Genomic DNA, 26,178 nt, shown 5'->3' with positions numbered 1-26,178 from the left:
TCCGAGAGAATTGCCAGGAAGTAGGGTCCAGCCGTGATTATGGGATTCTCGATCGCCCTGATCGTGTTCAGCCTGCTGCTGATGCTGCTGGTGCTGATGCACAAGGGGAAGGGCGGCGGTCTCTCCGACATGTTCGGCGGCGGCATGCAGTCCTCCGTCGGCGGTTCGTCGGTCGCCGAGCGCAACCTCGACCGCATCACCGTCGTCGTCGCCCTCCTCTGGGTCGCCTGCATCGTCGTCGTGGGGCTGCTGGTCAAGCTGGACGGCTGACCGGCCGCCTCCTCCCGCGCGCCCGGGGGCCGGTGACCGCCGTCGCTGGACGCGCGTTGGGCCTTACGTAGACTGGGGCATCCTCGAGCACCATCACGCAGGGAGTGACGACCGTGGCAAGTGGCAACGCGATCCGGGGAAGCCGGGTCGGGGCGGGGCCGATGGGGGAGGCCGAGCGCGGCGAGTCCGCGCCCCGGCTGCGCATCCCCTTCTGGTGCTCCAACGGACACGAGACGCAGCCGAGCTTCGCCAGCGACGCACAGGTCCCGGACACCTGGGACTGCCCCCGGTGCGGCTTCCCGGCGGGCCAGGACCGGGACAACCCGCCGGCCCCGCCGCGCACCGAGCCGTACAAGACCCACCTGGCGTACGTCAGGGAGCGGCGCAGCGACGCCGACGGCGAGGCGATCCTCGCCGAGGCGCTGGCCAAACTGCGCGGCGAGATCTGACCCCCGGCACTCCGCAGCACGGGCCCTGCCCGCGAAACCCGACGGTTTCGCGAGTGGGGCCCTTTCCGTGTCCCCAGGAGTACTCCGGCCCGCGGGCGGGGCGGTGCCGGGCGGACAGATCAATTAGGTTGGAGGAGCAGCGGGCAAGCAGGCAGATACGAGAAGAAGTGGGCTGATGTCCAGCATGAACGCAGAGAGCAACCGCCCGAGGCTGACCCGGATGCCGGAGTGGGCCGCCCTGGCGGAGCACCGCGAACGACTCGGTACGACACATCTGCGCGACCTGTTCGACGCCGACCCGGCGCGCGGCACCGGCTACACCCTGCGGGTCGGCGACCTGTACCTGGACTACTCCAAGCACCTCGTCACGGACGAGACCCTGGCGCTGCTGCGCCGGCTGGCCGAGGCCACCGGCGTCGCGGAGCTCAGGGACGCCATGTTCCGCGGCGAGAGGATCAACACCACGGAGGACCGCGCCGTCCTCCACACCGCGCTGCGCGCCCCCCGCGACGCCGTCGTCGAGGTCGACGGGCGGAACGTGGTCCCCGGCGTGCACGCCGTCCTGGACCGGATGGCCGACTTCTCCGACCGGGTCCGCTCCGGCGCGTGGACGGGCCACACCGGAAAGCCCGTCAGGAACGTCGTCAACATCGGCATCGGCGGCTCCGACCTGGGCCCGGCGATGGCCTACGAGGCGCTGCGGCCCCACACCCGCCGCGACCTGACGTTCCGTTTCGTCTCGAACGTCGACGGCGCCGACCTGCACGAGGCGATCCGCGACCTGGACGCGGAGGAGACCCTCTTCGTCATCGCCTCCAAGACGTTCACCACCGTCGAGACCCTCACCAACGCGGCCTCCGCCCGCGCGTGGCTGCTCGACGGGCTGAAGGCCGGCCAGGAGGCCGTCGCCCGGCACTTCGTGGCCGTGTCGACCAACGCCGGGAAGGTCCGGGACTTCGGCATCGACACGGCGAACATGTTCGAGTTCTGGGACTGGGTCGGCGGGCGCTACTCCTACGACTCCGCCATCGGCCTCTCCCTGATGATCGCCATCGGTCCGGACCGGTTCCGCGAGATGCTCGACGGCTTCCGGCTGATGGACGACCACTTCCGCACCGCCCCGCCGGAGGAGAACGCCCCGCTGCTGCTGGGCCTCCTCGGCATCTGGTACGGGGCGTTCTTCGACGCCCAGTCGCACGCGGTGCTGCCGTACTCGCACCACCTGTCCCGGTTCACGGCCTACCTCCAGCAGCTCGACATGGAGTCGAACGGCAAGTCCGTGGACCGCGAGGGCCTGCCGGTCGACTGGCAGACCGGCCCGGTGGTCTGGGGCACGCCCGGCACGAACGGCCAGCACGCCTACTTCCAGCTCATCCACCAGGGCACCAGGATGATCCCGGCCGACTTCATCGGCTTCGCCAGGCCCGTCGCCGGCCTGCCGCCCCGCCTCGCGGCCCAGCACGACCTGCTGATGGCCAACTTCTTCGCCCAGACGCAGGCCCTGGCCTTCGGCAAGACCCCCGAGGAGGTGCGCGCGGAGGGCGTCGGCGAGGAGCTCGTGCCGCACCGGACGTTCCGCGGCAACCACCCGACGACCACGATCCTCGCCGAGGAGCTGACCCCGTCGGTACTGGGCCAGCTCGTCGCCCTGTACGAGCACAAGGTCTTCGTCCAGGGCGCGGTCTGGAACATCGACTCCTTCGACCAGTGGGGCGTCGAACTGGGCAAGGTCCTCGCCAAGCGGCTCGAACCGGTGCTGACCACCGGCGTCGGCGGCGAGGGCCTCGACAGCTCCACCGCGGCCCTGGCCGCCGCCTACCGGGCGTCGCGGGCCGGGTGACGTGATGGAGGAGGGGGCGGTGCGGCTGCGGCCGCCGCGGAACACGCTCGACCGGCGGGCGGTCGCCTGGTGGCGCACGCGGTGGCTGCTGGCGGCGGCCGTGCCGGCGATCGCCCTGGCCGGGCTGGGGAGCCTCCTGGAACCCGCCCGGACCTGGCTGCTCGCCGCCGCGGGGGCGGTGGCCGCGACCGGGCTCGGGTGCGCCGCGCTCCTGCCCCGCTGGTGGTTCCGCACCCACCGGTGGGAGGTGACGGAGGACGCCGTCTACGTCCGCACCGGCTTCCTCCGCCAGGAGTGGCGCATCGCCCCCATGTCCAGGGTCCAGACCGTGGACACCGTCCGCGGGCCGCTGGAGCACCTGTTCCGCCTCGCCACGCTCACCGTCACCACGGCGTCCGCCAGGGGCGCGGTGACCATCGCCGGACTCGACCACCGGCTGGCGGCCGACCTCGCCGAGCGGCTGACGAGGATCACCGGCGACACGCCGGGGGACGCGACGTGAGCGCCGCCCCCGGCGACGGGCGGTGGCGGCGGCTCGACCGGCGCACGGCGCTCGCCGGCGGCGCCGCCGGGGCCGGCGTCGCGGCCGGCGGTACCGTGCCGGCGTTCCTCGGCCTGGCCGACCCGCTGGGCGCGGCCGGCGCGCTGCTCCTGGTGGCCGCCGGGTTCCTGCTGCTCGCCGCCGGCGGCGCCGCGGCCGGGTACGTCCGGTACCGGCGCACCCGCTACCGCGTCGGGGACGAGCGGGTCGAACTCCGGTCGCGGCTGCTCGCCTCGGAGCGGCGCCGCTCCCTGCCCCGCGAGCGCGTCCGCAGCGTCGACCTGACGGCCCATCCGCTGCTGCGCGTCCTCGGCCTGGTGAAGGTGCGCATCGGGACGGGGGAGAGCACCGGGGGCACCGGGTCCACCCTGGAACTGCACGCGGTCACCCGCGCCGAGGGCGAGCGGCTGCGGCGCGAACTGCTGCGCCGCGCGCCCGGAGCGGACGCGGCGGCCCGCGCCGACGGCGGACTGGCCGCCCTGGACCCGTCGTGGGCCCGGTACGCGCCGGTGTCCTTCGCCGCACCGCTCCTCGGCGGCGCGGCGATCGGCGGCGTGATGCAGGTCAGCGAGTGGTTCGGGAAGCAGGACGAGGTCGTCGCCCGGGCGGGCGACCTCCTGCGGGGCGCGCCGGTCGTGTGGGCCGTCCTCGCCCTCGCCACCGCGGCGCTGCTCGCCGGAGCCGTCGGCGCGCTCGCCGTGTGGACCGAGATGTGGTGGGGCTTCCGGCTGGAGCGCGAACCGGGCGGCACGCTGCGGATAAGGCGGGGCCTGCTCACGGTCCGCTCCCTGTCCGTGGAGGAGCGGCGGCTGCTCGGCGTGGAAGTCGTCGAGCCGCTCGGCGTCCGGCTGCTCGGGGCCGCGCGGGTGGACGCCGTCGCCACGGGGCTCACGCGCGGCGCCGACGACCGGCACGGCGCCCACCGTTCGCTGCTGCCCGCCGTGCCCCGCGCCGTCGCGGACGCGGTCGCCGCCCGCGTCCTGCGCGAGCCCGTACCGCCCACGTCCGCGCCGCTCACCGCGCACCCCCGGGCGGCCCGCGCGCGGCNNNTGCGCCGGGCGGTGGGCGCCGCGCTGCTGCCGGCCCTGGTGCTCGCCGCGCTCGGGCCGCTGCTGGACGTCCGCGCCCTGGCGTACGCCGCCGGGGCGACCGCGCTGGTCCTGCTGCCGCCCGCGGTGCTCCTCGCCCTCGACGCGTACCGGGGGCTCGGCCACGGCACGGCCGGCGACTACCTGGTGGCGCGTTCCGGGACGGTGCGCCGGTCGACCGTCGCGCTCCGGCGCGGCGGCGTCATCGGGTGGACGGTCAGGCAGTCGTACGTCCAGCGGCGCGCCGGGCTGCTCACCCTCACCGCCACCACGGCCGCCGGGGACGGCGCGTACCACGTGCGCGACGCCGACGCGAGCGAGGGCCTGCGCTTCGCGGCCACCGCCGTCCCCGGCCTGCTGGAGCCGTTCCTCGAACCGGCGGAGTGACGCGCGGCGCGGGAGCGGAGTGGCCGCCTCCGGCCGCGGACGGCGAACATGACCCGATGACCCACACCAGTCGCCGCGCCGTCCTCACCGCGCTCGCCGCCGCCGCCGTCACCGGCCCCCTGCTGGACACCGCGACCGCCCCGCGGGCCCACGCGGCCGGCGAGTCCGACGTCTACGCCTCCAACACCGACCTCTACACCCGGCTGGCCGGCCGGGAGGGAATCGACTTCGCACGCCGCTACCGGCGGCACGAGGTCCTCGACCACAGCGAGGCCGGACGGCAGCCCTACAACCGCACCACCGTCCTCGCCATGCACGGCGGCGCCATCGAGGGGGGCACGTCCGAGCTGTGCCTCGGCATAGCCGGCTACGACCCCGCCACCCTCCTGCCCGCCGACGACGGCCTGGGCGTCCACGACTACTGGATGTTCGAGGGCCTGCGCAGCTCGGGCAACCGGGAACTGCACGTCACCGCCAACCACAACGACGACCACGTCTGCCGGTCGATGGTCCGCTCCAGCCTCAACGTGCTCAGCCTGCACGGCTGCACGTCGGCGCAGGCCCAGACGGCGAACCCGCGGGCCGTGGTCGTCGGCGGGCTCAACGAACGGTTCAAGACCCTGCTGAAGGCCGAGTTCGACCGGGAGGGCATCGCCTGGAGGGACGGCAACGACCCCGAGGTCCGCGACCTCGCCGGCATCAGCCCGGACAACCCGTGCAACAGCACCATGCTCGGCAAGGGCGGCCAGCTGGAGCTCACCACGGAGCTGCGCGCCGCGATGTTCCGCGACAACACCCGCGCGGGGCGCGCCGGCACCCTCACGGATGACTACCGGAACTTCGTCCGCGCCTGCCGCACCGCCATCGCCCGCCTGCACCAGGACCCCGACCAGGTCATCCTCTGACCGCGGCGGAACGACGGGGTCCGGCCCGCACCGAGGTGCGGGCCGGACCCCTGCCCGTGCGGGGTGGCGGGCCGTCAGTCCTCCGCCGGCGGCTGCGGCGGCTGCGGCAGCCGCGCCGCCGCGGCCGCGTCGAGCAGCCACAGCGTCCGCTCACGCCCGCGCGCCCCCGCCGCCGGGGCCTGTACCTCGCCGGCGCCGGACAGGGCGACGGCCGCGGCCCGCGCCTTGTCCTCGCCCGCCGCCAGCAACCACACCTCGCGCGCCGAGCGGATCGCCGGGAGCGTGAGGGAGATCCGGGTCGGCGGCGGCTTCGGCGCGTCGTGCACGCCCACCACCGTCCGCTCGGTCTCCCGTACCGACGGGTGCTCCGGGAAGAGCGACGCGACATGGGTGTCCGGGCCGACGCCCAGCAGGAGCACGTCGAACCGGGGGACCGGGCCGTCGTCCTCCACGCCCGCCGCGGCGGCCAGTTCCGCCGCGTACGCGGCGGCGGCCGCGTCGGCGTCCGCGCCGTGCGGGCCGTCCGACGCCGGCATCGGGTGCACCCGCGCCGGGTCCAGCGGCAGGCCGTCGAGCAGGGCCGCCCGTGCCTGGGTGACGTTCCGGTCCGGGTCGCCCTCCGGCAGGAACCGCTCGTCGCCCCACCACAGGTCGACTCGCGACCAGTCGACCGCGTCCCGAGCGGGGGACGCGGCCAGCGCGGCCAGCAGGGCGTTGCCGTTGCGGCCGCCGGTGAGGACCGCCGACGCGGAGCCGCGGGCGGCCTGCGCGTCGGCGAGGCGGGTGACCAGCCGGGCGGCGGCGGCCTGCGCCATCAGGTCCTTGTCGCGGTGGACGATCAGCAGGGGCGCGCTCACTTGGCCGCCGCCTTCCTCGCCGGGGCCTTCTTCGCACCGGTCTTCCCCGCGCCGGCGGAGCCGGCCGTACCGGCACCGCCGCCGTCACCCGCGGACGCCTCCGGAGCTTCCGAAGCCTCCGGGGCCTCCGGCACCTCCGCGGCGGGTGCCGGAGTCCCGCCCGGGGCGTCCGCCGCCTCGGCCAGCCGCTCGACCCCGTACCGCAGCGCCGACGCGTAGGTGTCGTCCGGGTCGAGCCGCCGCAGCTCCTCCGCGATCAGCTCGGCGGTCTCGCGGCGCTTCAGGGCCACCGCCCGGTCCGGCTGGCCCTGGACGCAGAGCGTGGCGAGCGAGCCGTCCGCCCGGCCCAGCTCGATCGGCCCGCAGTCCGTCTCCAGCCGCACGGAGGTGAGGCCGGGACCCGCGGACGTCGTACGGCGCACCGCGACCCCGAGCCGGTCCGCCAGCCACATGGCGAGCAGTTCCACGCTCGGGTTGAACTCCTCGCCCTCCACCTCGGCGGAGATCACCTGGCAGGCGACCTGGTCCAGGGCGGCCGCGAGCATCGAGCGCCACGGCGTGATCCGGGTCCAGGACAGGTCCGTGTCGCCCGGCGTGTACGTGGCGGCGCGCGCCGCCAGTTCGCGGACCGGGTCCTCGGCGTTGTACGTGTCGGTCACCCGCCGCTGGCCGAGTGCGCCCAGCGGGTCGTTGGCGGGGTCGGTCGGCGCGTTGACCGGCCACCAGACCACCACGGGCGCGTCGGGCAGCAGCAGCGGCAGCACGACCGACTGCGCGTGGTCGATGACCTCGCCGTACAACCGCAGGATGACCGTTTCACCGCTGCCCGCGTCCGCGCCGACCCGCACGTCGGCGTCGAGCCGGGCCGTGGCCCGGTCGCGCGGCGAGCGCGAGACCCGCTTGATCACGACGAGGGTCCGCGACGGGTGCTCGCGGGACGCCTCGTTCGCGGCCTTGAGCGCGTCGTACGCGTTCTCCTCGTCGGTGACGATGACCAGGGTCATCACCATGCCGACCGCCGGCGTGCCGATGGCGCGCCGCCCCAGGACCAGCGCCTTGTTGATCTTGCTGGAGGTGGTGTCCGTAAGGTCGATCTTCATGGCCGGCGCCAGCTCCGTCCGTCTCGTGCGAGCATTTCGTCCGCCTCGACCGGACCCCAGGTGCCCGCCCGGTACTGCGCGGGCCTGCCGTGGGTGTCCCAGTACTCCTCGATCGGGTCGAGGATCCGCCACGACAGCTCGACCTCCTCCACCCGCGGGAAGAGGTTGGCGTCGCCGAGGAGGGCGTCGAGGATCAGCCGCTCGTACGCCTCGGGGCTGGACTCGGTGAACGACTCGCCGTACGCGAAGTCCATCGAGACGTCCCGCACCTCCATCGAGGTGCCCGGCACCTTCGAGCCGAACCGCATGGTCACCCCCTCGTCCGGCTGGACGCGGATCACCAGCGCGTTCTGGCCCAGCTCCTCCGTCGCCGTGTGGTCGAAGGGGGAGTGCGGGGCCCGCTGGAAGACCACCGCGATCTCCGTCACCCGCCGGCCCAGGCGCTTGCCGGTCCGCAGGTAGAAGGGGACCCCCGCCCAGCGGCGGTTGTCTATCCCCAGCTTGATCGCGGCGTACGTGTCGGTCTTGGAGGCGGGGTCGATGCCCTCCTCCTCCAGGTAGCCGACGGCCTTCTCGCCGCCCTGCCACCCGGCCGCGTACTGGCCGCGCACCGTCGAGGCGCCCAGGTCCTTGGGCAGCCGCACGGCCCCCAGGACCTTGGTCTTCTCGGCGGCGAGCGCGTCCGCGTCGAAGGAGGCGGGCTCCTCCATCGCGGTCAGGGCGAGGAGCTGGAGCAGGTGGTTCTGGATGACGTCGCGGGCGGCGCCGATGCCGTCGTAGTAGCCGGCGCGGCCGCCGATGCCGATGTCCTCGGCCATGGTGATCTGCACGTGGTCGACGTACGACCGGTTCCAGATCGGCTCGAAGAGGGTGTTGGCGAACCGCAGCGCCAGGATGTTCTGGACGGTCTCCTTGCCCAGGTAGTGGTCGATCCGGAAGACCTGGTCCGGGGTGAACACCTCGTGGACGATCGCGTTCAGCTCCTGGGCCGAGGCCAGGTCGTGCCCGAACGGCTTCTCGATGACCGCGCGCCGCCAGCACCCCTGCCGCTGCTCGGCCAGCCCGTGCTGCTTCAGCTGCTGGACGACCACCGGGAAGAACTTGGGCGGCACGGAGAGGTAGAAGGCGAAGTTGCCGCCGGTGCCCTGCGCCTTGTCCAGCTCCTCCATCGTGGACTTGAGCTGCTCGAACGCGGTGTCGTCGTCGAAGTCGCCCTGGACGAACCGCATCCCCTGGATCAGCTGCTGCCACACCTCCTCGCGGAAGGGGGTGCGCGCGTGCTGCTTGACCGCGTCGTGGACGACCTGGGTGAAGTCCTCGTCCTGCCACTCGCGGCGGGCGAAGCCGATCAGGGCGAAGCCCGGCGGCAGCAGCCCCCGGTTCGCCAGGTCGTAGACGGCGGGCATCAGTTTCCTGCGGGACAGGTCGCCCGTGACGCCGAAGATGACCAGACCCGAGGGGCCCGCGATGCGCGGGAGCCTGCGGTCCGCGGCGTCACGCAGCGGATTGCTGCTGTGCAAGGTCCTACGCCTCCGAAGGGGCGAGGCGCTTCAGCTCCGCCTCGGTCGATGCCAACAGGTCGTTCCAGGACGCCTCGAACTTGGCGACGCCCTCCTCCTCCAGCAGCCGGACCACCTCGTCGTAGCCGATGCCCAGCCCCGCGAGCGCGTCCAGGTCCGCACGGGCCTGCCCGTACGTGCCGGCGACGGTGTTGCCGCGGATCTCGCCGTGCGCGGCCGTCGCCTCCAGCGTCGCCTCCGGCATCGTGTTCACCGTGCCCGGCGCGACCAGCTCGTCCACGTACAGGGTGGCCTTGTACGCCGGGTCCTTCACGCCCGTCGACGCCCACAGCGGACGCTGCCGGTTGGCCTGCGCCCGGTCCAGCGCCGCCCAGCGCTCGGAGCCGAAGACCTCCTCGTACGCCTGGTAGGCGAGCCGCGCGTTGGCCAGGGCGGCCTTGCCGCGCAGCGCCTTCGCCTCCGGGGTGCCCAGGGCGTCCAGCCGCCGGTCGACCTCGGTGTCCACCCGGGAGACGAAGAAGGACGCCACCGAGTGGATCGTCGACAGGTCCAGACCGCGCTCCCGGGCCCTCTCCAGGCCGGCGAGGTAGGCGTCCATGACGGCGCGGTAGCGCTCCAGCGAGAAGATCAGCGTGACGTTGACGCTGATGCCCAGGCCGATCACCTCCGTGATCGCCGGGAGGCCCGCCTCGGTGGCGGGGATCTTGATGAGGGTGTTGGGCCGGTCCACCAGCCACGCCAGCTGCTTCGCCTCGGCGACCGTCGCCCGGGTGTCGTGCGCGAGCCGCGGGTCCACCTCGATGGACACCCGGCCGTCCTGCCCCTGCGTCGCGTCGAAGACGGGGCGCAGGATGTCGGCGGCGTCCCGGACGTCCGCCGTCGTGATCATGCGGACGGCCTCCTCGACGGTCACCCTGCGGGCCGCGAGGTCGGCGAGCTGGACGTCGTAGCCGTGGCCTTCGGAGATCGCCTTCTGGAAGATCGACGGATTGGTGGTGACCCCCACCACGTGCTGCCCGTCGATCAGCTCCGCGAGGTTGCCGGAGGTGATCCGCTTGCGGGACAGGTCGTCGAGCCAGATCGCGACGCCTTCGTCGGAGAGGCGCTTGAGTGCGTCTGTCATGAGGATTGCATCTCCTACTCGTGCTTGTGCGGGCGTCAGTGCGCCGCGGCCGTGATCGATTCCCGCGCGGCGGCGGCGACGGCCTCCGGGGTGAAGCCGTACTCCCGGAACAGCAGCTTGCCGTCGGCCGAGGCCCCGAAGTGCTCCAGCGACACGATCCGGCCCGCGTCGCCGACGTACCGGTGCCAGGTGAGGCCGACGCCGGCCTCCACCGCCACCCGCGCCCGCACCGACGGCGGCAGCACCGAGTCCCGGTACCCCTGCTCCTGCTCCTCGAACCACTCGACGCACGGCATCGACACCACGCGCGCCGGCACGCCCTCCGCCTGGAGCCGCTCGCGCGCCTCCACGGCCAGGTGGACCTCGGAGCCGGTGGCGATCAGCACGACCCGCGGCTCGCCGCCCTCGGCGTCGAGCAGCACGTAGCCGCCGCGCGCGGCGCCCTCGTCCGGCTCGTACGTCGGCACGCCCTGGCGGGTCAGCACCAGGCCGTGCGGGGCGCCCTTGCCGAACTCCTTCGTCCAGCGCCGGAGGATCTCGCGCCAGGCGATCGCCGTCTCGTTCGCGTCGGCCGGGCGGACCACGTTCAGGCCCGGGATGGCGCGCAGCGACGCCAGGTGCTCCACCGGCTGGTGGGTCGGGCCGTCCTCGCCGAGGCCGATCGAGTCGTGCGTCCACACGTACGTCACCGGCAGGTGCATCAGCGCCGAGAGCCGGACCGCGTTGCGCATGTAGTCGGAGAAGACCAGGAAGGTGCCGCCGAACACCCGGGTGTTGCCGTGCAGCGCGATGCCGTTCATCCCGGCGGCCATCGCGTGCTCGCGGATGCCGAAGTGGATCGTGCGGCCGTAGGGGTCGGCCTCCGGCAGCGGGTTGCCCTCCGGCAGGAACGACGACGCCTTGTCGATCGTGGTGTTGTTCGAACCGGCCAGGTCGGCGGAGCCGCCCCACAGCTCGGGGACGACCGCGCCGAGCGCCTGGAGGACCTTGCCGGACGCGGCGCGCGTGGCGACGGCCTTGCCCGCCTCGAAGACCGGCAGCTTCTCCTCCCAGCCCGCGGGCAGCTCGCCCGCGGAGATCCGGTCGAACTCGGCCGCGCGCTCCGGGTTGGCGGCGCGCCACTCCTGGAGGTCCTTCTCCCAGGCGGCGCGGGCCTCGCGGCCCCGGTCCAGCGCCTTGCGGGTGTGCGCGATGACCTCGTCGGCCACCTCGAAGGACTTCTCCGGGTCGAAGCCCAGCACGCGCTTGGTGGCCGCGACCTCCTCGTCGCCCAGCGCCGAGCCGTGGGCGGCCTCGGTGTTCTGCGCGTTCGGGGCCGGCCAGGCGATGATCGAGCGCATCGCGATGAACGACGGGCGGCCGGTCTCCGCCTTCGCCGCCTGGAGGGCCGCGTACAGGGCGGCCGGGTCGAGGTCGCCGTTCTCCTGCTGCTCGACGCGCTGCACGTGCCAGCCGTACGCCTCGTACCGCTTCAGGGTGTCCTCGGACACGGCGGTCTCGGTGTCGCCCTCGATCGAGATGTGGTTGTCGTCCCACAGCATGATCAGGTTGCCGAGCCTCTGGTGGCCGGCGAGCGACGACGCCTCCGCGGCGATGCCCTCCTGGAGGCAGCCGTCGCCGGCGACGACGTACACGAAGTGGTCGAAGGGCGAGGTGCCGGGCGCCGCCTCCGGGTCGAACAGGCCGCGCTCGTAGCGGGCGGCCATCGCCATGCCGACGGCGTTGGCGACGCCCTGGCCCAGGGGGCCGGTCGTCGTCTCCACGCCCTTGGTGTGGCCGTACTCCGGGTGGCCGGGGGTCTTCGAGCCCCAGGTGCGGAAGGCCTTCAGGTCGTCCAGCTCCAGGCCGAACCCGGCCAGGTACAGCTGGGTGTACAGCGTCAGCGAGGAGTGGCCGGCGGACAGCACGAAACGGTCGCGCCCGACCCAGTCCGGGTCCGCCGGGTCGTGGCGCATCACCTTCTGGAAGAGCGTGTACGCCGCGGGGGCCAGGCTCATGGCCGTCCCCGGATGGCCGTTGCCGACCTTCTGTACGGCGTCCGCGGCCAGCACGCGGGCGGTGTCGACGGCACGCTGGTCCAGTGCGGTCCATTCGAGGTCTGTGGTGATCGGCTTGGTGCTCACCCTGAGTCAGGGCTCCTCTCCGAACAGGTCACATGCCGATGACATCGGTGCACCGGCCGCTGCCGAGCCTATCCCGTCACCATGCCCGATTTTCCGGCTCTCGACCGGGCGCCGCCACCGTGGCGGAGCCCCGCGCGGAAGCGCGTGCGACGCCCCTCGCGGGCCCGCCCGCACCGCGGCCCGGTCCCCGTGGCGGCGCCCGCCGGAGCGCCCGGGCGACGGGGCGCCGCCGGTGCGCGCCGCCGCCCTCCCGTCCGTACCGGAGAGGGGGAACACGGCCCACCCCCGCGGAGGGCGGGGAACGGGCAACGTCTACAGTGGCTTGGTACGCGCGAGTCCCCACCGTTCCACCACGTCAAGGGCGGGCTCGCAGGAATGTCTCTGTCAGGGGTGTGCGTGACGGCCGTCGAATCCCGTTCCGGGAGCACCTCCCAGGCCCTTGAGGCGCTGGGGGAGGGTGGGCTCGGGACGAGCCCGGTCCATCGGCCATTCGGGGCCCGCGCCAAGGCGTTCGTGGCGCTGACCAAGCCGCGGATCATCGAGTTGTTGTTGATCACCACGGTCCCGGTCATGTTCCTCGCGGAACAGGGCGTACCGGACCTGCTGCTGGTGCTCCACACGTGTTTCGCCGGCTACCTGTCGGCCGGCGGCGCCAACGCGCTGAACATGTACATCGACCGCGACATCGACGCGCTCATGGACCGCACGTCGCAGCGCCCCCTGGTCACCGGCATCGTCACCCCCCGCGAGGGCCTGCTGTTCGGCCTCGGGCTCGCCGTGGTGTCCACGCTCTGGTTCGGCCTGTTCGTCAACTGGCTGTCGGCCTGGCTCGCCCTCGGCGCGCTCCTGTTCTACGTGGTCGTCTACACGATGGTCCTCAAGCGCCGCACGACCCAGAACATCGTGTGGGGAGGCATCGCCGGCTGCATGCCGGTCCTCATCGGCTGGTCGTCGGTCACCGGCTCCATGTCGTGGGCCGCGGTCATCCTCTTCCTGGTCATCTTCTTCTGGACCCCGCCGCACTACTGGCCGCTGTCCATGAAGGTGAAGGACGACTACGCGCGGGCGGGCGTGCCGATGCTCCCGGTGCTCGCCTCCAACAAGGTCGTGGCCCGGCAGATCGTCCTCTACAGCTGGGTGATGGTCCTGGTCTCGCTGCTGCTCCAGCCGCTCGGCTACACGGGCTGGTTCTACACGGCCGTGGCGCTGGCCACCGGCGGCTGGTGGCTGTGGGAGGCGCACGCCCTGCAGCACCGCGCCCGGTCCGGCCTGAGCGGGGCGAAGCTGAAGGAGATGCGCCTCTTCCACTGGTCCATCACCTACGCGTCGCTGCTGTTCGTCGCGGTCGCCGTGGACCCGTTCCTGCGCTGACCGCACCCCGGCGGACCCCCTGGCGGGCGGGTCGCGTGGCCAAGGCCACGCGACCCGCCCGTCGCCCGTCGATCTACCCGGAAGTAGCATCCTGTCCATGGCAGACACCACCAAGCAGGCAGAGCGCACGGCGGCCAAGCTCGCCAAGCAGATCCGGGCGTTCGCCGAGGAGCACGGCGGCGCGCGGGGCCAGCTCGCCTACACCGGGCAGACGGGCACGCGCATCGTGCTGGTCGGCGAGGACGGCGGCTGGGGCGACCTGGTCGCACCGGACGGCCGGACCGCGCGGAGCGCCGCGGACAAGGCCGGGCTCGAACTCCAGGAATCCTTCGACGGCGAACTGGCCGCGAAGGTCCGCACCGGCCCGTACGAGTGGAGCCGCATGGCCGGCATCCAGATCGGCGGCGAGACCGCGAAGTGAGGCGGCGCGCCCGCGCCCCGCACCACTGGGGCGGCGCGCCCCGCACCGCGACGCGCGAACGCCCGGGGCGTCACCGGCGGACGGTGTCCCGTCCCGGTGACGCCCCGGGCGTCCCCCGTGGTGCCCCGGCCCCCGCCGGCGCTCAGACCGCCGCCAGCGCCGCCTCGTCCGGCCGCGCGGGTGCCGGCGCGGCCTGGGGCCGCTCGCGCATGCTCAGGGCCAGGCGCAGCACGGCGATCCACAGCAGTGCCGAGCCGAGCATGTGGAAGCCCACCAGGACCTCCGGGACGCCGGTGAAGAACTGCACGTAGCCGATGCCGCCCTGGAGCAGCAGTACCAGCAGCAGGTCGCGGGCGCGCCGGCGGACGTCGTCCGGGGCGCCGGCCTTCCGCAGGGCGACGAACACGGCGACCGCGCCCGCGCAGACGAGCCAGGCGAACAGGGCGTGCACCTGCGCCGCCGCCGTGTAGTCGAACGGCATCCGCGGGACGTCGCTGCTGTCGCCCGCGTGCTTGCCGCTGCCGGTCACGGCCGTACCGGCCACGACCAGCACGCCGGAGGCGGCGACCAGCGCCCACCCGGCCTTGCGCACCGGACCGGGCACGCGGGGGCGCGGCGGGGCGTCGCCCTCGCCGGCGCGCACCCAGGTGACGACCGCGACGGTCAGCAGGGCGTTGGCGGCGACGAAGTGACCGGCCACCGACCACGGGTTCAGGCCCGTCCAGACGGTGATGCCGCCGATCACGGCGTTGCTCGCGACGATCCAGAACTGCAGCCAGCCCAGCCGGGTCAGCCCCCGGCGCCACGGCTTCGTGGACCGGGCCGCGACGATCGCCCAGCCCACGGCCGCCGACAGGACGTACGTCAGCAGCCGGTTGCCGAACTCGATGGCGCCGTGGAGGCCCTGCTCGGGCGTGGCGAACAGGCTCTCGTCGGTGCACTTGGGCCAGGTGTCGCAGCCGAGGCCGGAGCCGGTCAGCCGGACCGCGCCGCCCGTGACGATGATCACGACGGACATGACGACCGCGGAGAGCGCGGCCCGCCGGAGCGTCCGGGGGGACGGGGTCCAGCGCTGGGCGATGAAGGCGAGGGGGGTCAACACGGATCCATCGTAGGTCGCCGCTTGTGCACGCTTTCACGAGGGGGTGGGGCGCCTACTCCCAGCGGAAGAGGCGCGCCGCCGCGCCCAGCCCGGCCGCGGCCCACGCGGCGAGGACGCCCAACCGGTCCCAGGGCACGCCGGCCCCCTGCTGGAGCACCTCCCGCAGTCCGCCGGAGAGCGCCGAGATCGGCAGCCACTCCAGCGCCGCGCGCACCGCGCCGGGGAACCTGTCCAGCGGTACGACGACCCCGCCGCCCACCAGGAGCAGCAGGAAGACCAGGTTCGCCGCCGCCAGGGTCGCCTCCGCCCGCAGGGTGCCGGCCATCAGCAGGCCGAGCCCGGAGAACGCGGCGGTGCCGGCGACCAGCAGCAGGAGCACCGCGAGGGGGTTGCCCCGCGGCGACCAGCCGAGCGCCAGGGCGATGGCGGTCAGCAGCAGGACCTGGAGGACCTCGGTGACCAGCACGGCCAGCGTCTTGGCGGCCATCAGCGCCCAGCGGGGGAGCGGGGACGCGCCGAGCCGCTTGAGCACCCCGTACCGCCGCTCGAAACCGGTGGCGATCGCTTGCCCGGTGAAGGCGGTGGACATCACGGCGAGGGCCAGGACGCCGGGGGCGAGGAAGTCCACCGCCTCGCCGGCGCCGGTGTCGACGACGTCGACGGTGGAGAACAGCACCAGCAGCAGGGACGGGATGACGACGGTGAGCAGCAGCTGTTCGCCGTTGCGCAGCAGCATCCGGGTCTCCAGCGCCGCCTGGGCGGCGATCATCCGCCCGACCGGGGCGGCCCCCGTCCTCGGGGCGTACGTACCGCCGTTCATCCGCGCAGCTCCTTGCCGGTCAGTCGCAGGAAGACGTCTTCGAGGGTGTGGCGCTCGACCGCGATGCCGTCGGGCATCACCCCGTGCTGGGCGCACCAGCCGGTGACCGTGGCGAGGAGCCGCGGGTCGATCACGCCGGTGATCCGGTACGTGCCCGGGGCGGTCTCGGCGGCGGCGGTGCCGTCGGGCAGGGCCTTCCGCAGGGAGCCCAGGTCGAGGCCGGGACGGCCGGTGAAGCGCAGGGAGTTCTCGGCGCCGCCGCGGCACAGCCCCTCGGGGCTGTCCTGGACGACGACCCGCCCGGCGTCGACGATGGCCACGTCGTCCGCGAGCTGCTCGGCCTCGTCCATGAAGTGGGTGGTGAGCACCACGGTCACGCCGTCGGCGCGCAGCTCGCGCACCAGCTCCCAGGTGGAGCGGCGGGCCTGCGGGTCCAGGCCCGCGGTCGGCTCGTCCAGGAAGACCAGCTCGGGCCGGCCGACGACGGCCATGGCCAGGGCGAGCCGCTGCTGCTGCCCGCCGGACAGGCGCCGGTAGGCGGTACGGCCGCACGAGCCGAGGCCCAGGCGCTCGATCAGGGCGTCCACGTCGAGGGGGTGGGCGTGCAGCCTCGCCACGTGGCGGAGCATCTCGTCGGCGCGGGCGCCCGAGTAGACGCCGCCGGACTGGAGCATCACGCCGACGCGGGGGCGCAGCCGGGCCGCGTCGGCGACCGGGTCCAGGCCCAGGACGCGGACGGTGCCCGCGTCGGGGCGGCGGTACCCCTCGCAGGTCTCGACGGTGGTGGTCTTGCCGGCCCCGTTGGGGCCGAGGACGGCGGTGACCGTTCCCGTGCGGACGTCGAGGTCGAGCCCGTCCACCGCGGTCTTGGTTCCGTACCGCTTGACCAGGCCCCTCACCCGGACGGCGGACTCGTTTCGCATGGCAGCCAAGTCTAGGCAGCCGCCGGGGGTGCCGGGGCCGCGGGGGTCCGGCGCCCCCGCGCGGCGGCACGGGCCGAGCCGGTGATCGTTTCCCCAGGTCAGGTTAGGTTTCCCTAAGTGACCCACGCATCGCCGGGCCGTGTCGGCGCGGCTTGGCACTCCCTTGCGAATTACGCAACAATGGCGTTGTGAAAAACGTCGGTGCGGCTTCCACGACCTCCGGGGAGGAACTCGCGACCGGGGAGCGGTCGACCCGCACCCGGGTCGCGCGGTCCATCCTGGACCACGGCCCCTCCACCGTCGCGGACCTCGCCCGGCGGCTCGGCCTCACCCAGGCCGCCGTGCGCCGGCACCTCGACGCCCTCGTCGCGGACGACGTGGTCGCCCCGCGCGAGCAGCGCGTCTACGGGGCCCGCACCCGCGGCCGCCCCGCCCGGGTCTTCGCCCTCACGGACTGCGGCAGGGACGCCTTCGACCAGTCCTACGACAGCCTCGCCGTCGACGCCCTGCGCTGGATCGAGCGGAACGCCGGGGGCCAGGCCGCGGTCGCGGCCTTCGCCCGCGACCGCGTCGAGGCGCAGGCGGAGACGTACCGCGAGGCCGTCGAGTCGGCGCCGCCGCAGGCCCGGGCCGAGGCACTGGCCAGGGCGCTCAGCGCCGACGGGTACGCTGCGACGGCGCGCGAGGCACCGGCCGGGCAGGTCGGGCAGCAGCTGTGCCAGCACCACTGCCCGGTCGCCCACGTGGCGGAGCGCTACCCGCAGCTCTGCGAGGCGGAGACCGAGGTCTTCTCCCGCCTCCTGGGGACGCACGTCCAGCGACTGGCCACCATCGCGCACGGCGACGGGGTCTGCACGACGTTCATCCCCCACATCGACAGACTGTGAGGATGAAGATGGCACCGCTCGGGGGTCTGACCCTCCGACTGACTGACGCTCCGGCTGTCCTGCGGTTGAATCGTCGGCCGTCCGGGCGGTGCCGCCATGCACGCGGCCGGTCGGGCGTCTGTGACTTCATAGGAGCCCGGCCAAAGGTCCCATCACAGTCTTGTCCTGTCGCCCGACCGGCGCGTGTCATCCCTCGCGCGTCGCACGGAAGGACAGCAGCAGTCAGCATGGCAGACGAGATAGCGGTGGTCGGCGGCGTGGACACCCACACCGACTTCCACCAGGCCGCCGTGATCGACTCCATCGGTCGCCACCTCGCCACCGAGGCGTTCCCCACCAGCCCCGCCGGCTACCGCCGCCTGCTGGACTGGCTGCGTTCGCACGGTGACCTCATGGCCGTCGGCGTCGAGGGCACAGGTGCCTACGGCGCCGAACTGGCGCGGTACCTGCGGGCGAACCAGGTCACCGTCATCGACGTGGACCGGCCCGACCGGCGGGCCAGGCGTGCCAACGGAAAGTCCGACCCCGTCGATGCCTACGCCGCAGCCACCGCCGTGCTCTCCGGCCGGGCCGGTGGTACGCCGAAGACGCGCGACGGCGTCGTAGAGGCGATCCGCTCCCTGCGCGTGGTCCGCCGTTCGGCCATCAAGTCCCGTACCCAGACGATCAATCAGATCCGCACGCTCATCGTCACCGCACCCGGCGAGGTCCGTGAGAAGTTGCGCGCTCTGCCGACCGGCGAGCTGATCCGGCAGCTGGCCCGCTCGCGCCCGGGCAGCGACCACGCGGATCCGGCCTGCGCGATTCGCACCGCACTGCGACGCCTCGCCCGCCGCTACCAGTACCTCACCGAGGAGATCACCGATGCCGATGCCGAGCTGAAACCGCTGGTCGCGCAGACCGTCCCCGACCTGGTTGCGTTGCCTGGCGTCGGCACCGAAACCGCCGCCCAGCTCTTGATCACGGCGGGCGACAACCCGAACCGGCTCAGGTCGGAGGCGTCCTTCGCGCACCTGTGCGCGGCGGCGCCGATCCCGGCCAGTTCAGGTCGCACCCACCGGCACCGCCTCAACCGCGGCGGTGACCGCCAGGCCAACAACGCACTCCACACGATCGCGCTCGTCCGCATGCGCTACGACACCCGTACCAAGGACTACGTGATCCGACGAACCGCCGAAGGCATGTCCAAGAAGGACATCCTCCGGTGCCTCAAACGCTTCATAGCGCGCGAGGTCTACAAGCACCTCATCAGCTCACAGACCACACCGAAACCGCTCCTTCAGACCGCTTGACGATCTATAGGAGCTTCACCCCGAGAACCCTTCGACACCATCCGCAAGCACGGCCGGGAGGAACCCCGCATGACCACCGAGATCAGCCACCCCGAGCTCGAGGGCCTGGGTCGGTACGAGTATGGCTGGGCCGACCCGGACGCGGCCGGTGCCGCCGCCAAGCGCGGTCTGAACGAGGACGTCGTCCGCGACATCTCCGCGAAGAAGAACGAGCCCGAGTGGATGCTGAAGCTGCGGCTGAAGGGTCTGCGCCTGTTCGACAAGAAGCCCATGCCGACCTGGGGCTCGGACCTGTCGGGCATCGACTTCGACAACATCAAGTACTTCGTCCGGTCCACCGAGAAGCAGGCCGAGTCCTGGGAGGACCTGCCCGAGGACATCAAGAACACGTACGACAAGCTCGGCATCCCGGAGGCGGAGAAGCAGCGCCTCGTCGCCGGCGTCGCGGCCCAGTACGAGTCCGAGGTCGTGTACCACCAGATCCGCGAGGACCTGGAGTCCCAGGGCGTGATCTTCCTCGACACCGACACCGCGCTCAAGGAGCACCCGGAGCTCTTCCAGGAGTACTTCGGCACGGTCATCCCGGTCGGCGACAACAAGTTCGCCTCGCTGAACACGGCCGTGTGGTCCGGCGGCTCCTTCATCTACGTGCCCAAGGGCGTGCACGTCGACATCCCGCTCCAGGCCTACTTCCGCATCAACACGGAGAACATGGGCCAGTTCGAGCGGACGCTGATCATCGTCGACGAGGACGCCTACGTCCACTACGTCGAGGGCTGCACCGCGCCGATCTACTCCTCCGACTCGCTGCACAGCGCCGTCGTCGAGATCATCGTGAAGAAGGGCGCGCGCTGCCGCTACACGACCATCCAGAACTGGTCGAACAACGTCTACAACCTGGTCACCAAGCGCGCCGTGGCCTACGAGGGCGCGACCATGGAGTGGGTCGACGGCAACATCGGCTCCAAGGTCACCATGAAGTACCCGGCCGTCTACCTGATGGGCGAGCACGCCAAGGGCGAGACCCTGTCCATCGCCTTCGCCGGCGAGGGCCAGCACCAGGACGCCGGCGCCAAGATGGTCCACATGGCGCCGAACACCTCCTCCAACATCGTCTCCAAGTCGGTGGCGCGGGGCGGCGGCCGCACCTCCTACCGCGGCCTCATCGAGATCGGCGAGGGCGCCCCGGGCTCCAAGTCCAACGTCCTGTGCGACGCCCTGCTCGTCGACACGATCTCCCGCTCCGACACGTACCCGTACGTCGACGTGCGCGAGGACGACGTCTCCATGGGCCACGAGGCCACGGTCTCCAAGGTCTCCGAGGACCAGCTCTTCTACCTGATGAGCCGCGGCCTCTCCGAGGACGAGGCCATGGCAATGATCGTGCGCGGCTTCGTCGAGCCGATCGCCAAGGAGCTGCCGATGGAGTACGCCCTGGAGCTCAACCGGCTGATCGAGCTGCAGATGGAGGGCGCGGTCGGCTGACGCCGCCCACCCCCGAACGACCTGACGACGCACGCACGTAGGAAGAGAAACCACGACAGCCATGGCTGAGAACATCCCGGTGGGCTCGACCACCGCCGGCTCCATCGCGGTGGCGGCCGAGTCGACCGTCGCCACGCGCATGAGCGCCCCCCCGTCCTTCGACGTCGCGGACTTCCCCGTCCCGCACGGCCGCGAGGAGGAGTGGCGGTTCACGCCGCTGGAGCGTCTGCGCGGGCTGCACGACGGCACCGCCGTCGCCACCGGTGAGGGGGTGCGCGTCGACGTGACCGCGCCCGACGGGGTCACCGTCGAGACCGTCGGCCGGGACGACGCCCGCGTCGGCCGGGCGGGCACGCCGGTGGACCGGGTCGCCGCCCAGGCGTACTCCTCGTTCGAGAAGGCCACGGTCGTGACCGTGCCGAAGGAGGCCGTGCTCTCCGAGCCCGTCCGCATCGCCGTGCACGGGCAGGGCGGCACCTCCTTCGACCACCTCGTCGTCGAGGTCGGCGCCTTCGCCCAGGCCGTCGTGGTCGTCGACCACACCGGCGAGGCCGTCCTCGCCGCCAACGTCGACTACGTCCTCGGCGACGGCGCCAGGCTCACCGTCGTCTCCGTCCAGGACTGGGACGACAAGGCCGTCCACGTGGCGCAGCACAACGCGCTCGTCGGCCGCGACGCCTCCTTCAAGTCCGTCGTCGTCACCTTCGGCGGGGACCTCGTCCGCATCCACCCGCGCGTGGAGTACGCCGGGACGGGCGGCGAGGCCGAGCTGTTCGGCCTGTACTTCACCGACGCCGGCCAGCACCAGGAGCACCGCCTCCTGGTCACCCACAACGCCCCGCACTGCACGTCGAACGTCGTCTACAAGGGCGCCCTCCAGGGCGAGGCCGCGCACGCCGTGTGGATCGGCGACGTCCTGATCCAGGCCGCGGCCGAGGGCACCGACACCTACGAGATGAACCGCAACCTCGTCCTCACGGACGGCGCCCGGGTCGACTCGGTGCCGAACCTGGAGATCGAGACCGGCGAGATCGCCGGCGCCGGCCACGCCTCGGCGACCGGCCGCTTCGACGACGAGCAGCTGTTCTACCTGATGGCCCGCGGCATCCCGGAGATCGAGGCCCGGCGCCTCGTCGTCCGCGGCTTCTTCGCCGAGCTGGTCCAGCAGATCGGCCTCGCCGACGTCGAGGAACGGCTCATCGAGAGGATCGAGGCGGAGCTGGAGGCGGCCGTCTGATGCCCTTCGTCCGCGCCTGCGCGCTGAGCGAGCTGACCGAGGACACCCCCAAGCGAGTGGAGATCGACGGCACGCCGGTCTCCGTCGTCCTCACCGAGGGGGAGGTGTTCGCGATCAACGACATCTGCTCGCACGCGAACGTCTCCCTCTCCGAGGGCGAGGTCGAGAACTGCGCCATCGAGTGCTGGCTGCACGGCTCCAGCTTCGACCTCCGCACCGGCAAGCCGTCCGGCCTCCCCGCGACGCGCCCCGTCCCCGTATACCCCGTACAGATCGAAGGGGACGATGTGCTCGTCTCCATCACCCAGGAGTCCTGAGTCACCCATGGCAACGCTTGAAATCCGCGACCTGCACGTCACCGTCGAGGTCGAGAACGGCACGAAGGAAATCCTCAAGGGCGTCGACCTGACCGTGAAGCAGGGCGAGACCCACGCCATCATGGGCCCCAACGGCTCCGGCAAGTCCACCCTCGCCTACTCCCTCGCCGGCCACCCGAAGTACACGGTCACCGGCGGCACCGTCACCCTCGACGGCGAGGACGTCCTGGGGATGTCCGTCGACGAGCGCGCCCGCGCCGGCGTCTTCCTCGCCATGCAGTACCCGGTCGAGATCCCCGGCGTCTCCGTCTCCAACTTCCTGCGCACCTCCGCCACCGCCGTCCGCGGCGAGGCCCCGAAGCTGCGCACCTGGGTGAAGGAGGTCCGCGAGGCCATGGAGCGCCTCGACATGGACCCCGCCTTCGCCGAGCGGAACGTCAACGAGGGCTTCTCCGGCGGTGAGAAGAAGCGCCACGAGATCCTCCAGCTGGAACTCCTCAAGCCGAGGATCGCGATCCTCGACGAGACCGACTCCGGCCTGGACGTCGACGCCCTGCGCATCGTCTCCGAGGGCGTCAACCGGGTCCGCGAGACCGGCGAGGTCGGCACCCTGCTGATCACGCACTACACGCGCATCCTGCGCTACATCAAGCCCGACCACGTCCACGTCTTCGCCGGCGGGCGCATCGTCGAGTCGGGCGGCCCCGAGCTGGCCGACAAGCTGGAGGCCGAGGGCTACGAGTCCTACACCAAGCGCGGCTCCGCGAACGAGACGGCGACAAAGGAGGACGTCGCGTGACACAGCTCCCCGGCCTGCTCGACACCGAGGCGATCCGCAAGGACTTCCCGATCCTGGACCGCGTCCTCCACGACGGCAGGAAGCTCGTCTACCTGGACAACGCGGCGACCTCCCAGAAGCCGCGCCAGGTCCTCGACGCGCTCAGCGCGTACTACGAGCGGCACAACGCCAACGTCCACCGCGGGGTGCACGTCCTCGCCGAGGAGGCCACGGAGCTGTACGAGGGCGCCCGCGACAAGGTGGCGGCCTTCGTCAACGCGCCCAGCCGCGACGAGGTGATATTCACCAAGAACGCCTCGGAGTCGCTGAACCTCGTCGCCAACATGCTGGGCTGGGCCGACGAGCCCTACCGGGTGGACGCCGACACCGAGATCGTCATCACCGAGATGGAGCACCACTCCAACATCGTCCCGTGGCAGCTGCTCGCGCAGCGCACCGGCGCGAAGCTGAAGTGGTTCGGGCTGACCGACGACGGCCGGCTCGACCTCTCCCGGATCGACGAGGTCATCACGCCGAAGACGAAGATCGTCTCCTTCGTGCTGGTCTCCAACATCCTCGGCACGTTCAACCCGGTCGAGGCGATCGTCCGCCGCGCCCAGGAGGTCGGCGCGCTCGTCCTCGTCGACGCGTCGCAGGCCGCCCCGCACATGCCGCTCGACGTCCAGGCGCTCGGCGCGGACTTCGTCGCCTTCACCGGCCACAAGATGTGCGGCCCGACCGGCATCGGCGTGCTCTGGGGCCGCCAGGAGCTGCTGGAGGACCTCCCGCCGTTCCTCGGCGGCGGCGAGATGATCGAGACGGTCTCGATGAGCTCGTCGACGTACGCCCCCGCGCCCCACAAGTTCGAGGCGGGCACGCCGCCGATCGCCCAGGCCGTCGGCCTCGGCGCGGCGGTCGACTACCTCTCCTCGATCGGCATGGACAGGATCGCCGCCCACGAGCACGCGCTCACCGAGTACGCGGTCCGGCGCCTGCGCGACGTCCCCGGCCTGCGGATCATCGGCCCCACCACGGCCGAGGACCGGGGCGCGGCGATCTCCTTCACGCTCGGCGACATCCACCCCCACGACGTGGGCCAGGTCCTCGACGAGCAGGGCATCGCGGTCCGGGTCGGCCACCACTGCGCCCGGCCCGTCTGCCTGAGGTACGGAATTCCCGCGACCACACGGGCGTCTTTCTACCTGTACTCCACGCCCGCCGAGGTCGACGCCCTGGTGGACGGCCTGGAGCACGTCCGCGACTTCTTCGGATGAGGGGCTGACCCGGTGAAGCTGGATTCGATGTACCAGGACGTCATCCTGGACCACTACAAGCACCCGCACGGGCGGGGCTTGCGGCCCGGTGACGCCGAGGTGCACCACGTCAACCCGACGTGCGGTGACGAGATCACGCTCCGCGTGAGGTACGACGGCTCCCGCGTCGCGGACGTGTCGTACGAGGGGCAGGGCTGCTCCATCAGCCAGGCCTCCGCCTCCGTGCTGAACGAGCTCCTGGTCGGCAGGGAGCTGGAGGAGGCGCGGCGGATCCAGGACACGTTCCTGGAGCTGATGCAGTCCAAGGGCCGGATCGAGCCCGACGACGCGATGGAGGAGCTGCTGGAGGACGCGGTCGCGTTCGCCGGCGTCTCCAAGTACCCGGCCCGGGTGAAGTGCGCGCTGCTGAGCTGGATGGCGTGGAAGGACGCGACCGCCCAGGCCCTGGGCGACGAGCCCGCGAAGGCGGAGGGGAAGACGGCATGAGCGAGAACGAGACGGCGACGGTGAAGCCCGCGTCCGAGGACGAGGTCCGCGAGGCGCTGTACGACGTGGTCGACCCCGAGCTGGGCATCGACGTCGTCAACCTGGGCCTGATCTACGGCATCCACGTCGACGACTCCAACGTCGCCACGCTGGACATGACGCTGACGTCGGCGGCCTGCCCGCTGACGGACGTGATCGAGGACCAGGCGAAGGCGGCGACGGACGGCATCGTCAGCGAGCTGAGGATCAACTGGGTCTGGATGCCCCCGTGGGGCCCCGACAAGATCACCGACGACGGGCGCGAGCAGCTGCGCGCGCTCGGCTTCAACGTCTGACGCGACCTTCCGGTCCGGGACCGCCCGGACCGCGGCCGAACGGCCGGGTCCCACCGGACCGACCCCGGTGGGGCCCGGCCGTTCGGCCGTCACCCCGGCCCCGCGTCCGTCCGGGGGCGCGGCGGGGCGGGGCGCGGGACCGGTTGGCACCGGGACGGGCCGGACGGTTAGGTTCGGGGCATGACTTCTGCACCTCGCACCACCGGGGCGGTGGCCGCCGGCCTCGCCACCCTCGCCGGTGACGGCACCGTCCTGGACACCTGGTTCCCCGCGCCCGAGCTGACCGAGGGGGCCGGGCCCGCCGGGACCGAGCGGCTCACCCCCGACCGGGCCGCGGACCTCCTCGGCGAAGGCGCCGCCAAGGCCGTCGGTGCCGACGCCCGCCGCGGCGTCGAGGTCGTCGCCGTACGCACCGTGATCGCGTCCCTGGACGAGAAGCCGCTCGACGCCCACGACGCCTATCTGCGGCTGCACCTGCTCAGCCACCGGCTCGTCAAGCCGCACGGCCAGAACCTCGACGGCATCTTCGGCCTCCTGGCCAACGTCGCCTGGACCTCGCTGGGCCCGGTCGCCGTCGACGACGTCGAGAAGGTCCGGCTGAACGCCCGCGCCGAGGGCCTGCACCTGCAGGTGACCGGCGTCGACAAGTTCCCCCGCATGACCGACTACGTCGTCCCCAAGGGCGTGCGCATCGCGGACGCCGACCGCGTCCGGCTCGGCGCGCACCTCGCGGCCGGCACGACCGTCATGCACGAGGGCTTCGTCAACTTCAACGCGGGCACCCTCGGCACGTCCATGGTCGAGGGCCGCATCTCCGCGGGCGTCGTCATCGGCGACGGCTCCGACATCGGCGGCGGCGCCTCCACCATGGGCACCCTGTCCGGCGGCGGCAACGTCGTGATCTCCGTCGGGGAGCGCTGCCTGATCGGCGCCGAGGCCGGCGTCGGCATCGCGCTGGGCGACGAGTGCGTCGTCGAGGCCGGTCTGTACGTCACCGCCGGAACGCGCGTCACCCTGCCCGACGGGCAGGTCGTCAAGGCCCGCGAGCTGTCCGGCGCGTCGAACGTCCTCTTCCGCCGCAACTCGGTCACCGGCGCCGTCGAGGCCCGTCCGAACAACGCCGTCTGGGGCGGCCTGAACGACGTCCTGCACAGCCACAACTGACCCCCGACGGCCGTGACGCGCGGCCGCCGCCGGGCGCCCCCCGGCCCGGAGANGTTCGCCCCGGGCCCNNTCCCCNGCCCGGG

26 protein-coding genes and 1 pseudogene are annotated in these 26,178 nt (G+C 72.6%); 19 read left to right on the top strand and 8 right to left on the bottom strand.

What is annotated here, in order from left to right; translation table 11 throughout:
- Nucleotides 1-39 precede the first annotated feature (39 nt).
- The 7 genes and pseudogenes from secG (at nucleotide 40) to MW084_RS06590 (ending at nucleotide 5,480) form a co-directional block, all read left to right on the top strand.
- The gene (gene secG / locus MW084_RS06620) at nucleotides 40-270 is read left to right on the top strand and encodes a preprotein translocase subunit SecG (protein WP_029553673.1); all 231 of its coding nucleotides are present in this window, start codon (nucleotides 40-42) and stop codon (nucleotides 268-270) included.
- A gap of 113 nt (nucleotides 271-383) precedes the next feature.
- The gene (locus tag MW084_RS06615; protein ID WP_010472981.1) at nucleotides 384-719 is read left to right on the top strand and encodes an RNA polymerase-binding protein RbpA; all 336 of its coding nucleotides are present in this window, start codon (nucleotides 384-386) and stop codon (nucleotides 717-719) included.
- Between the two features lie 184 nt (nucleotides 720-903).
- On the top strand, nucleotides 904-2,559 hold the full coding sequence (pgi, locus tag MW084_RS06610; RefSeq protein ID WP_010472982.1) for a glucose-6-phosphate isomerase: 1,656 nt from the start codon (nucleotides 904-906) through the stop codon (nucleotides 2,557-2,559).
- Nucleotides 2,560-2,563: 4 nt separating this feature from the next.
- Nucleotides 2,564-3,061 carry a PH domain-containing protein gene (locus tag MW084_RS06605; protein WP_029553675.1) on the top strand — a complete coding sequence of 166 codons (498 nt, stop codon included), beginning with the start codon at nucleotides 2,564-2,566 and terminating at the stop codon, nucleotides 3,059-3,061.
- Nucleotides 3,058-4,147, top strand: a pseudogene (locus tag MW084_RS06600) (PH domain-containing protein); the annotation flags it as partial. The gene MW084_RS06605 and the pseudogene MW084_RS06600, both read left to right, overlap by 4 nt.
- 3 nt (nucleotides 4,148-4,150) lie before the next feature.
- Nucleotides 4,151-4,575: PH domain-containing protein (locus tag MW084_RS06595; protein WP_275563509.1), on the top strand; the 425-nt coding region annotated here is incomplete at its 5' end.
- A gap of 56 nt (nucleotides 4,576-4,631) precedes the next feature.
- Complete coding sequence (locus tag MW084_RS06590) at nucleotides 4,632-5,480, top strand: poly-gamma-glutamate hydrolase family protein (RefSeq protein ID WP_029553676.1); 849 nt, start codon at nucleotides 4,632-4,634, stop codon at nucleotides 5,478-5,480.
- Nucleotides 5,481-5,554: 74 nt separating this feature from the next.
- Here MW084_RS06590 and pgl read toward each other — a convergent pair whose 3' ends face one another.
- Genes pgl through tkt form a run of 5 tightly spaced genes read right to left on the bottom strand, consistent with a single transcriptional unit; the run spans nucleotide 5,555 to nucleotide 12,203 of the window.
- Complete coding sequence (gene pgl, locus MW084_RS06585; RefSeq protein WP_010472988.1) at nucleotides 5,555-6,337, bottom strand: 6-phosphogluconolactonase; 783 nt, start codon at nucleotides 6,335-6,337, stop codon at nucleotides 5,555-5,557.
- The gene (opcA, locus tag MW084_RS06580; RefSeq protein ID WP_010472989.1) at nucleotides 6,334-7,437 is read right to left on the bottom strand and encodes a glucose-6-phosphate dehydrogenase assembly protein OpcA; all 1,104 of its coding nucleotides are present in this window, start codon (nucleotides 7,435-7,437) and stop codon (nucleotides 6,334-6,336) included. Before opcA ends, pgl begins: the two co-directional genes overlap by 4 nt.
- The gene (zwf, locus tag MW084_RS06575; RefSeq protein ID WP_275563508.1) at nucleotides 7,434-8,957 is read right to left on the bottom strand and encodes a glucose-6-phosphate dehydrogenase; all 1,524 of its coding nucleotides are present in this window, start codon (nucleotides 8,955-8,957) and stop codon (nucleotides 7,434-7,436) included. The genes opcA and zwf overlap by 4 nt, the downstream gene beginning before the upstream one ends.
- A 4-nt stretch (nucleotides 8,958-8,961) precedes the next feature.
- Nucleotides 8,962-10,080 (bottom strand): transaldolase, encoded by a 1,119-nt coding sequence (tal, locus tag MW084_RS06570; RefSeq protein ID WP_010472991.1) that lies wholly within the window; start codon nucleotides 10,078-10,080, stop codon nucleotides 8,962-8,964.
- A 35-nt stretch (nucleotides 10,081-10,115) separates the two neighbouring features.
- Nucleotides 10,116-12,203: a transketolase gene (gene tkt, locus MW084_RS06565; protein WP_010472992.1), complete on the bottom strand. Its 2,088-nt coding sequence runs from the start codon at nucleotides 12,201-12,203 to the stop codon at nucleotides 10,116-10,118.
- A gap of 375 nt (nucleotides 12,204-12,578) precedes the next feature.
- On the opposite strand from tkt, the gene MW084_RS06560 reads away from it, so the two are divergent.
- Both MW084_RS06560 and MW084_RS06555 read left to right on the top strand, forming a co-directional pair.
- The gene (locus tag MW084_RS06560; protein ID WP_078571921.1) at nucleotides 12,579-13,574 is read left to right on the top strand and encodes a heme o synthase; all 996 of its coding nucleotides are present in this window, start codon (nucleotides 12,579-12,581) and stop codon (nucleotides 13,572-13,574) included.
- 97 nt (nucleotides 13,575-13,671) lie between these two features.
- The gene (locus MW084_RS06555; protein ID WP_010472994.1) at nucleotides 13,672-13,995 is read left to right on the top strand and encodes a hypothetical protein; all 324 of its coding nucleotides are present in this window, start codon (nucleotides 13,672-13,674) and stop codon (nucleotides 13,993-13,995) included.
- Between the two features lie 142 nt (nucleotides 13,996-14,137).
- Here the strand turns inward: MW084_RS06555 and MW084_RS06550 are convergent, their stop codons facing one another.
- Genes MW084_RS06550 through MW084_RS06540 form a run of 3 tightly spaced genes read right to left on the bottom strand, consistent with a single transcriptional unit; the run spans nucleotide 14,138 to nucleotide 16,840 of the window.
- Nucleotides 14,138-15,097 carry a COX15/CtaA family protein gene (locus MW084_RS06550; protein WP_010472995.1) on the bottom strand — a complete coding sequence of 320 codons (960 nt, stop codon included), beginning with the start codon at nucleotides 15,095-15,097 and terminating at the stop codon, nucleotides 14,138-14,140.
- Nucleotides 15,098-15,149: 52 nt separating this feature from the next.
- Nucleotides 15,150-15,917 (bottom strand): ABC transporter permease, encoded by a 768-nt coding sequence (locus MW084_RS06545; RefSeq protein ID WP_010472996.1) that lies wholly within the window; start codon nucleotides 15,915-15,917, stop codon nucleotides 15,150-15,152.
- A complete protein-coding gene (locus MW084_RS06540) occupies nucleotides 15,914-16,840 on the bottom strand; it encodes an ABC transporter ATP-binding protein (protein WP_010472998.1) in 927 nt (308 codons plus the stop codon). Before MW084_RS06540 ends, MW084_RS06545 begins: the two co-directional genes overlap by 4 nt.
- Before the next feature lie 188 nt (nucleotides 16,841-17,028).
- Between MW084_RS06540 and MW084_RS06535 the strand changes: the two genes are divergently transcribed.
- From MW084_RS06535 to dapD, 10 genes are all read left to right on the top strand, one after another.
- Nucleotides 17,029-17,727 (top strand): helix-turn-helix transcriptional regulator, encoded by a 699-nt coding sequence (locus tag MW084_RS06535; protein ID WP_275563507.1) that lies wholly within the window; start codon nucleotides 17,029-17,031, stop codon nucleotides 17,725-17,727.
- Nucleotides 17,728-17,954: 227 nt separating this feature from the next.
- Complete coding sequence (locus MW084_RS06530) at nucleotides 17,955-19,019, top strand: IS110 family RNA-guided transposase (protein ID WP_275563388.1); 1,065 nt, start codon at nucleotides 17,955-17,957, stop codon at nucleotides 19,017-19,019.
- Between the two features lie 69 nt (nucleotides 19,020-19,088).
- Entirely contained in the window at nucleotides 19,089-20,504 is a 1,416-nt protein-coding gene (sufB, locus tag MW084_RS06525) for a Fe-S cluster assembly protein SufB (protein WP_029553912.1), read from the top strand.
- Nucleotides 20,505-20,565: 61 nt separating this feature from the next.
- Complete coding sequence (gene sufD, locus MW084_RS06520) at nucleotides 20,566-21,741, top strand: Fe-S cluster assembly protein SufD (RefSeq protein ID WP_010475810.1); 1,176 nt, start codon at nucleotides 20,566-20,568, stop codon at nucleotides 21,739-21,741.
- Complete coding sequence (locus MW084_RS06515; protein WP_010475812.1) at nucleotides 21,741-22,058, top strand: non-heme iron oxygenase ferredoxin subunit; 318 nt, start codon at nucleotides 21,741-21,743, stop codon at nucleotides 22,056-22,058. The genes sufD and MW084_RS06515 overlap by 1 nt, the downstream gene beginning before the upstream one ends.
- Nucleotides 22,059-22,065: 7 nt before the next feature.
- Nucleotides 22,066-22,857, top strand: coding sequence for a Fe-S cluster assembly ATPase SufC (sufC, locus tag MW084_RS06510; protein ID WP_010475814.1), 792 nt, complete (start codon nucleotides 22,066-22,068; stop codon nucleotides 22,855-22,857).
- Nucleotides 22,854-24,110 carry a cysteine desulfurase gene (locus MW084_RS06505; RefSeq protein ID WP_010475816.1) on the top strand — a complete coding sequence of 419 codons (1,257 nt, stop codon included), beginning with the start codon at nucleotides 22,854-22,856 and terminating at the stop codon, nucleotides 24,108-24,110. The genes sufC and MW084_RS06505 overlap by 4 nt, the downstream gene beginning before the upstream one ends.
- 12 nt (nucleotides 24,111-24,122) lie before the next feature.
- Entirely contained in the window at nucleotides 24,123-24,596 is a 474-nt protein-coding gene (sufU, locus tag MW084_RS06500; protein WP_010475818.1) for a Fe-S cluster assembly sulfur transfer protein SufU, read from the top strand.
- Nucleotides 24,593-24,931, top strand: a complete 339-nt coding sequence (locus tag MW084_RS06495) for a metal-sulfur cluster assembly factor (RefSeq protein WP_010475820.1) — start codon at nucleotides 24,593-24,595, stop codon at nucleotides 24,929-24,931. Before sufU ends, MW084_RS06495 begins: the two co-directional genes overlap by 4 nt.
- 180 nt (nucleotides 24,932-25,111) lie before the next feature.
- On the top strand, nucleotides 25,112-26,095 hold the full coding sequence (gene dapD, locus MW084_RS06490) for a 2,3,4,5-tetrahydropyridine-2,6-dicarboxylate N-succinyltransferase (protein ID WP_029553914.1): 984 nt from the start codon (nucleotides 25,112-25,114) through the stop codon (nucleotides 26,093-26,095).
- The last annotated feature ends 83 nt before the right edge of the window (nucleotides 26,096-26,178 follow it).

Origin of the sequence: Streptomyces sudanensis (assembly GCF_023614315.1) — a bacterium.
Taxonomy (GTDB): Bacteria; Actinomycetota; Actinomycetes; order Streptomycetales; family Streptomycetaceae; genus Streptomyces; species Streptomyces sudanensis.
Note: the sequence above shows the minus strand (reverse complement) of the source record. Positions and strands in the feature narration are given on the sequence as shown.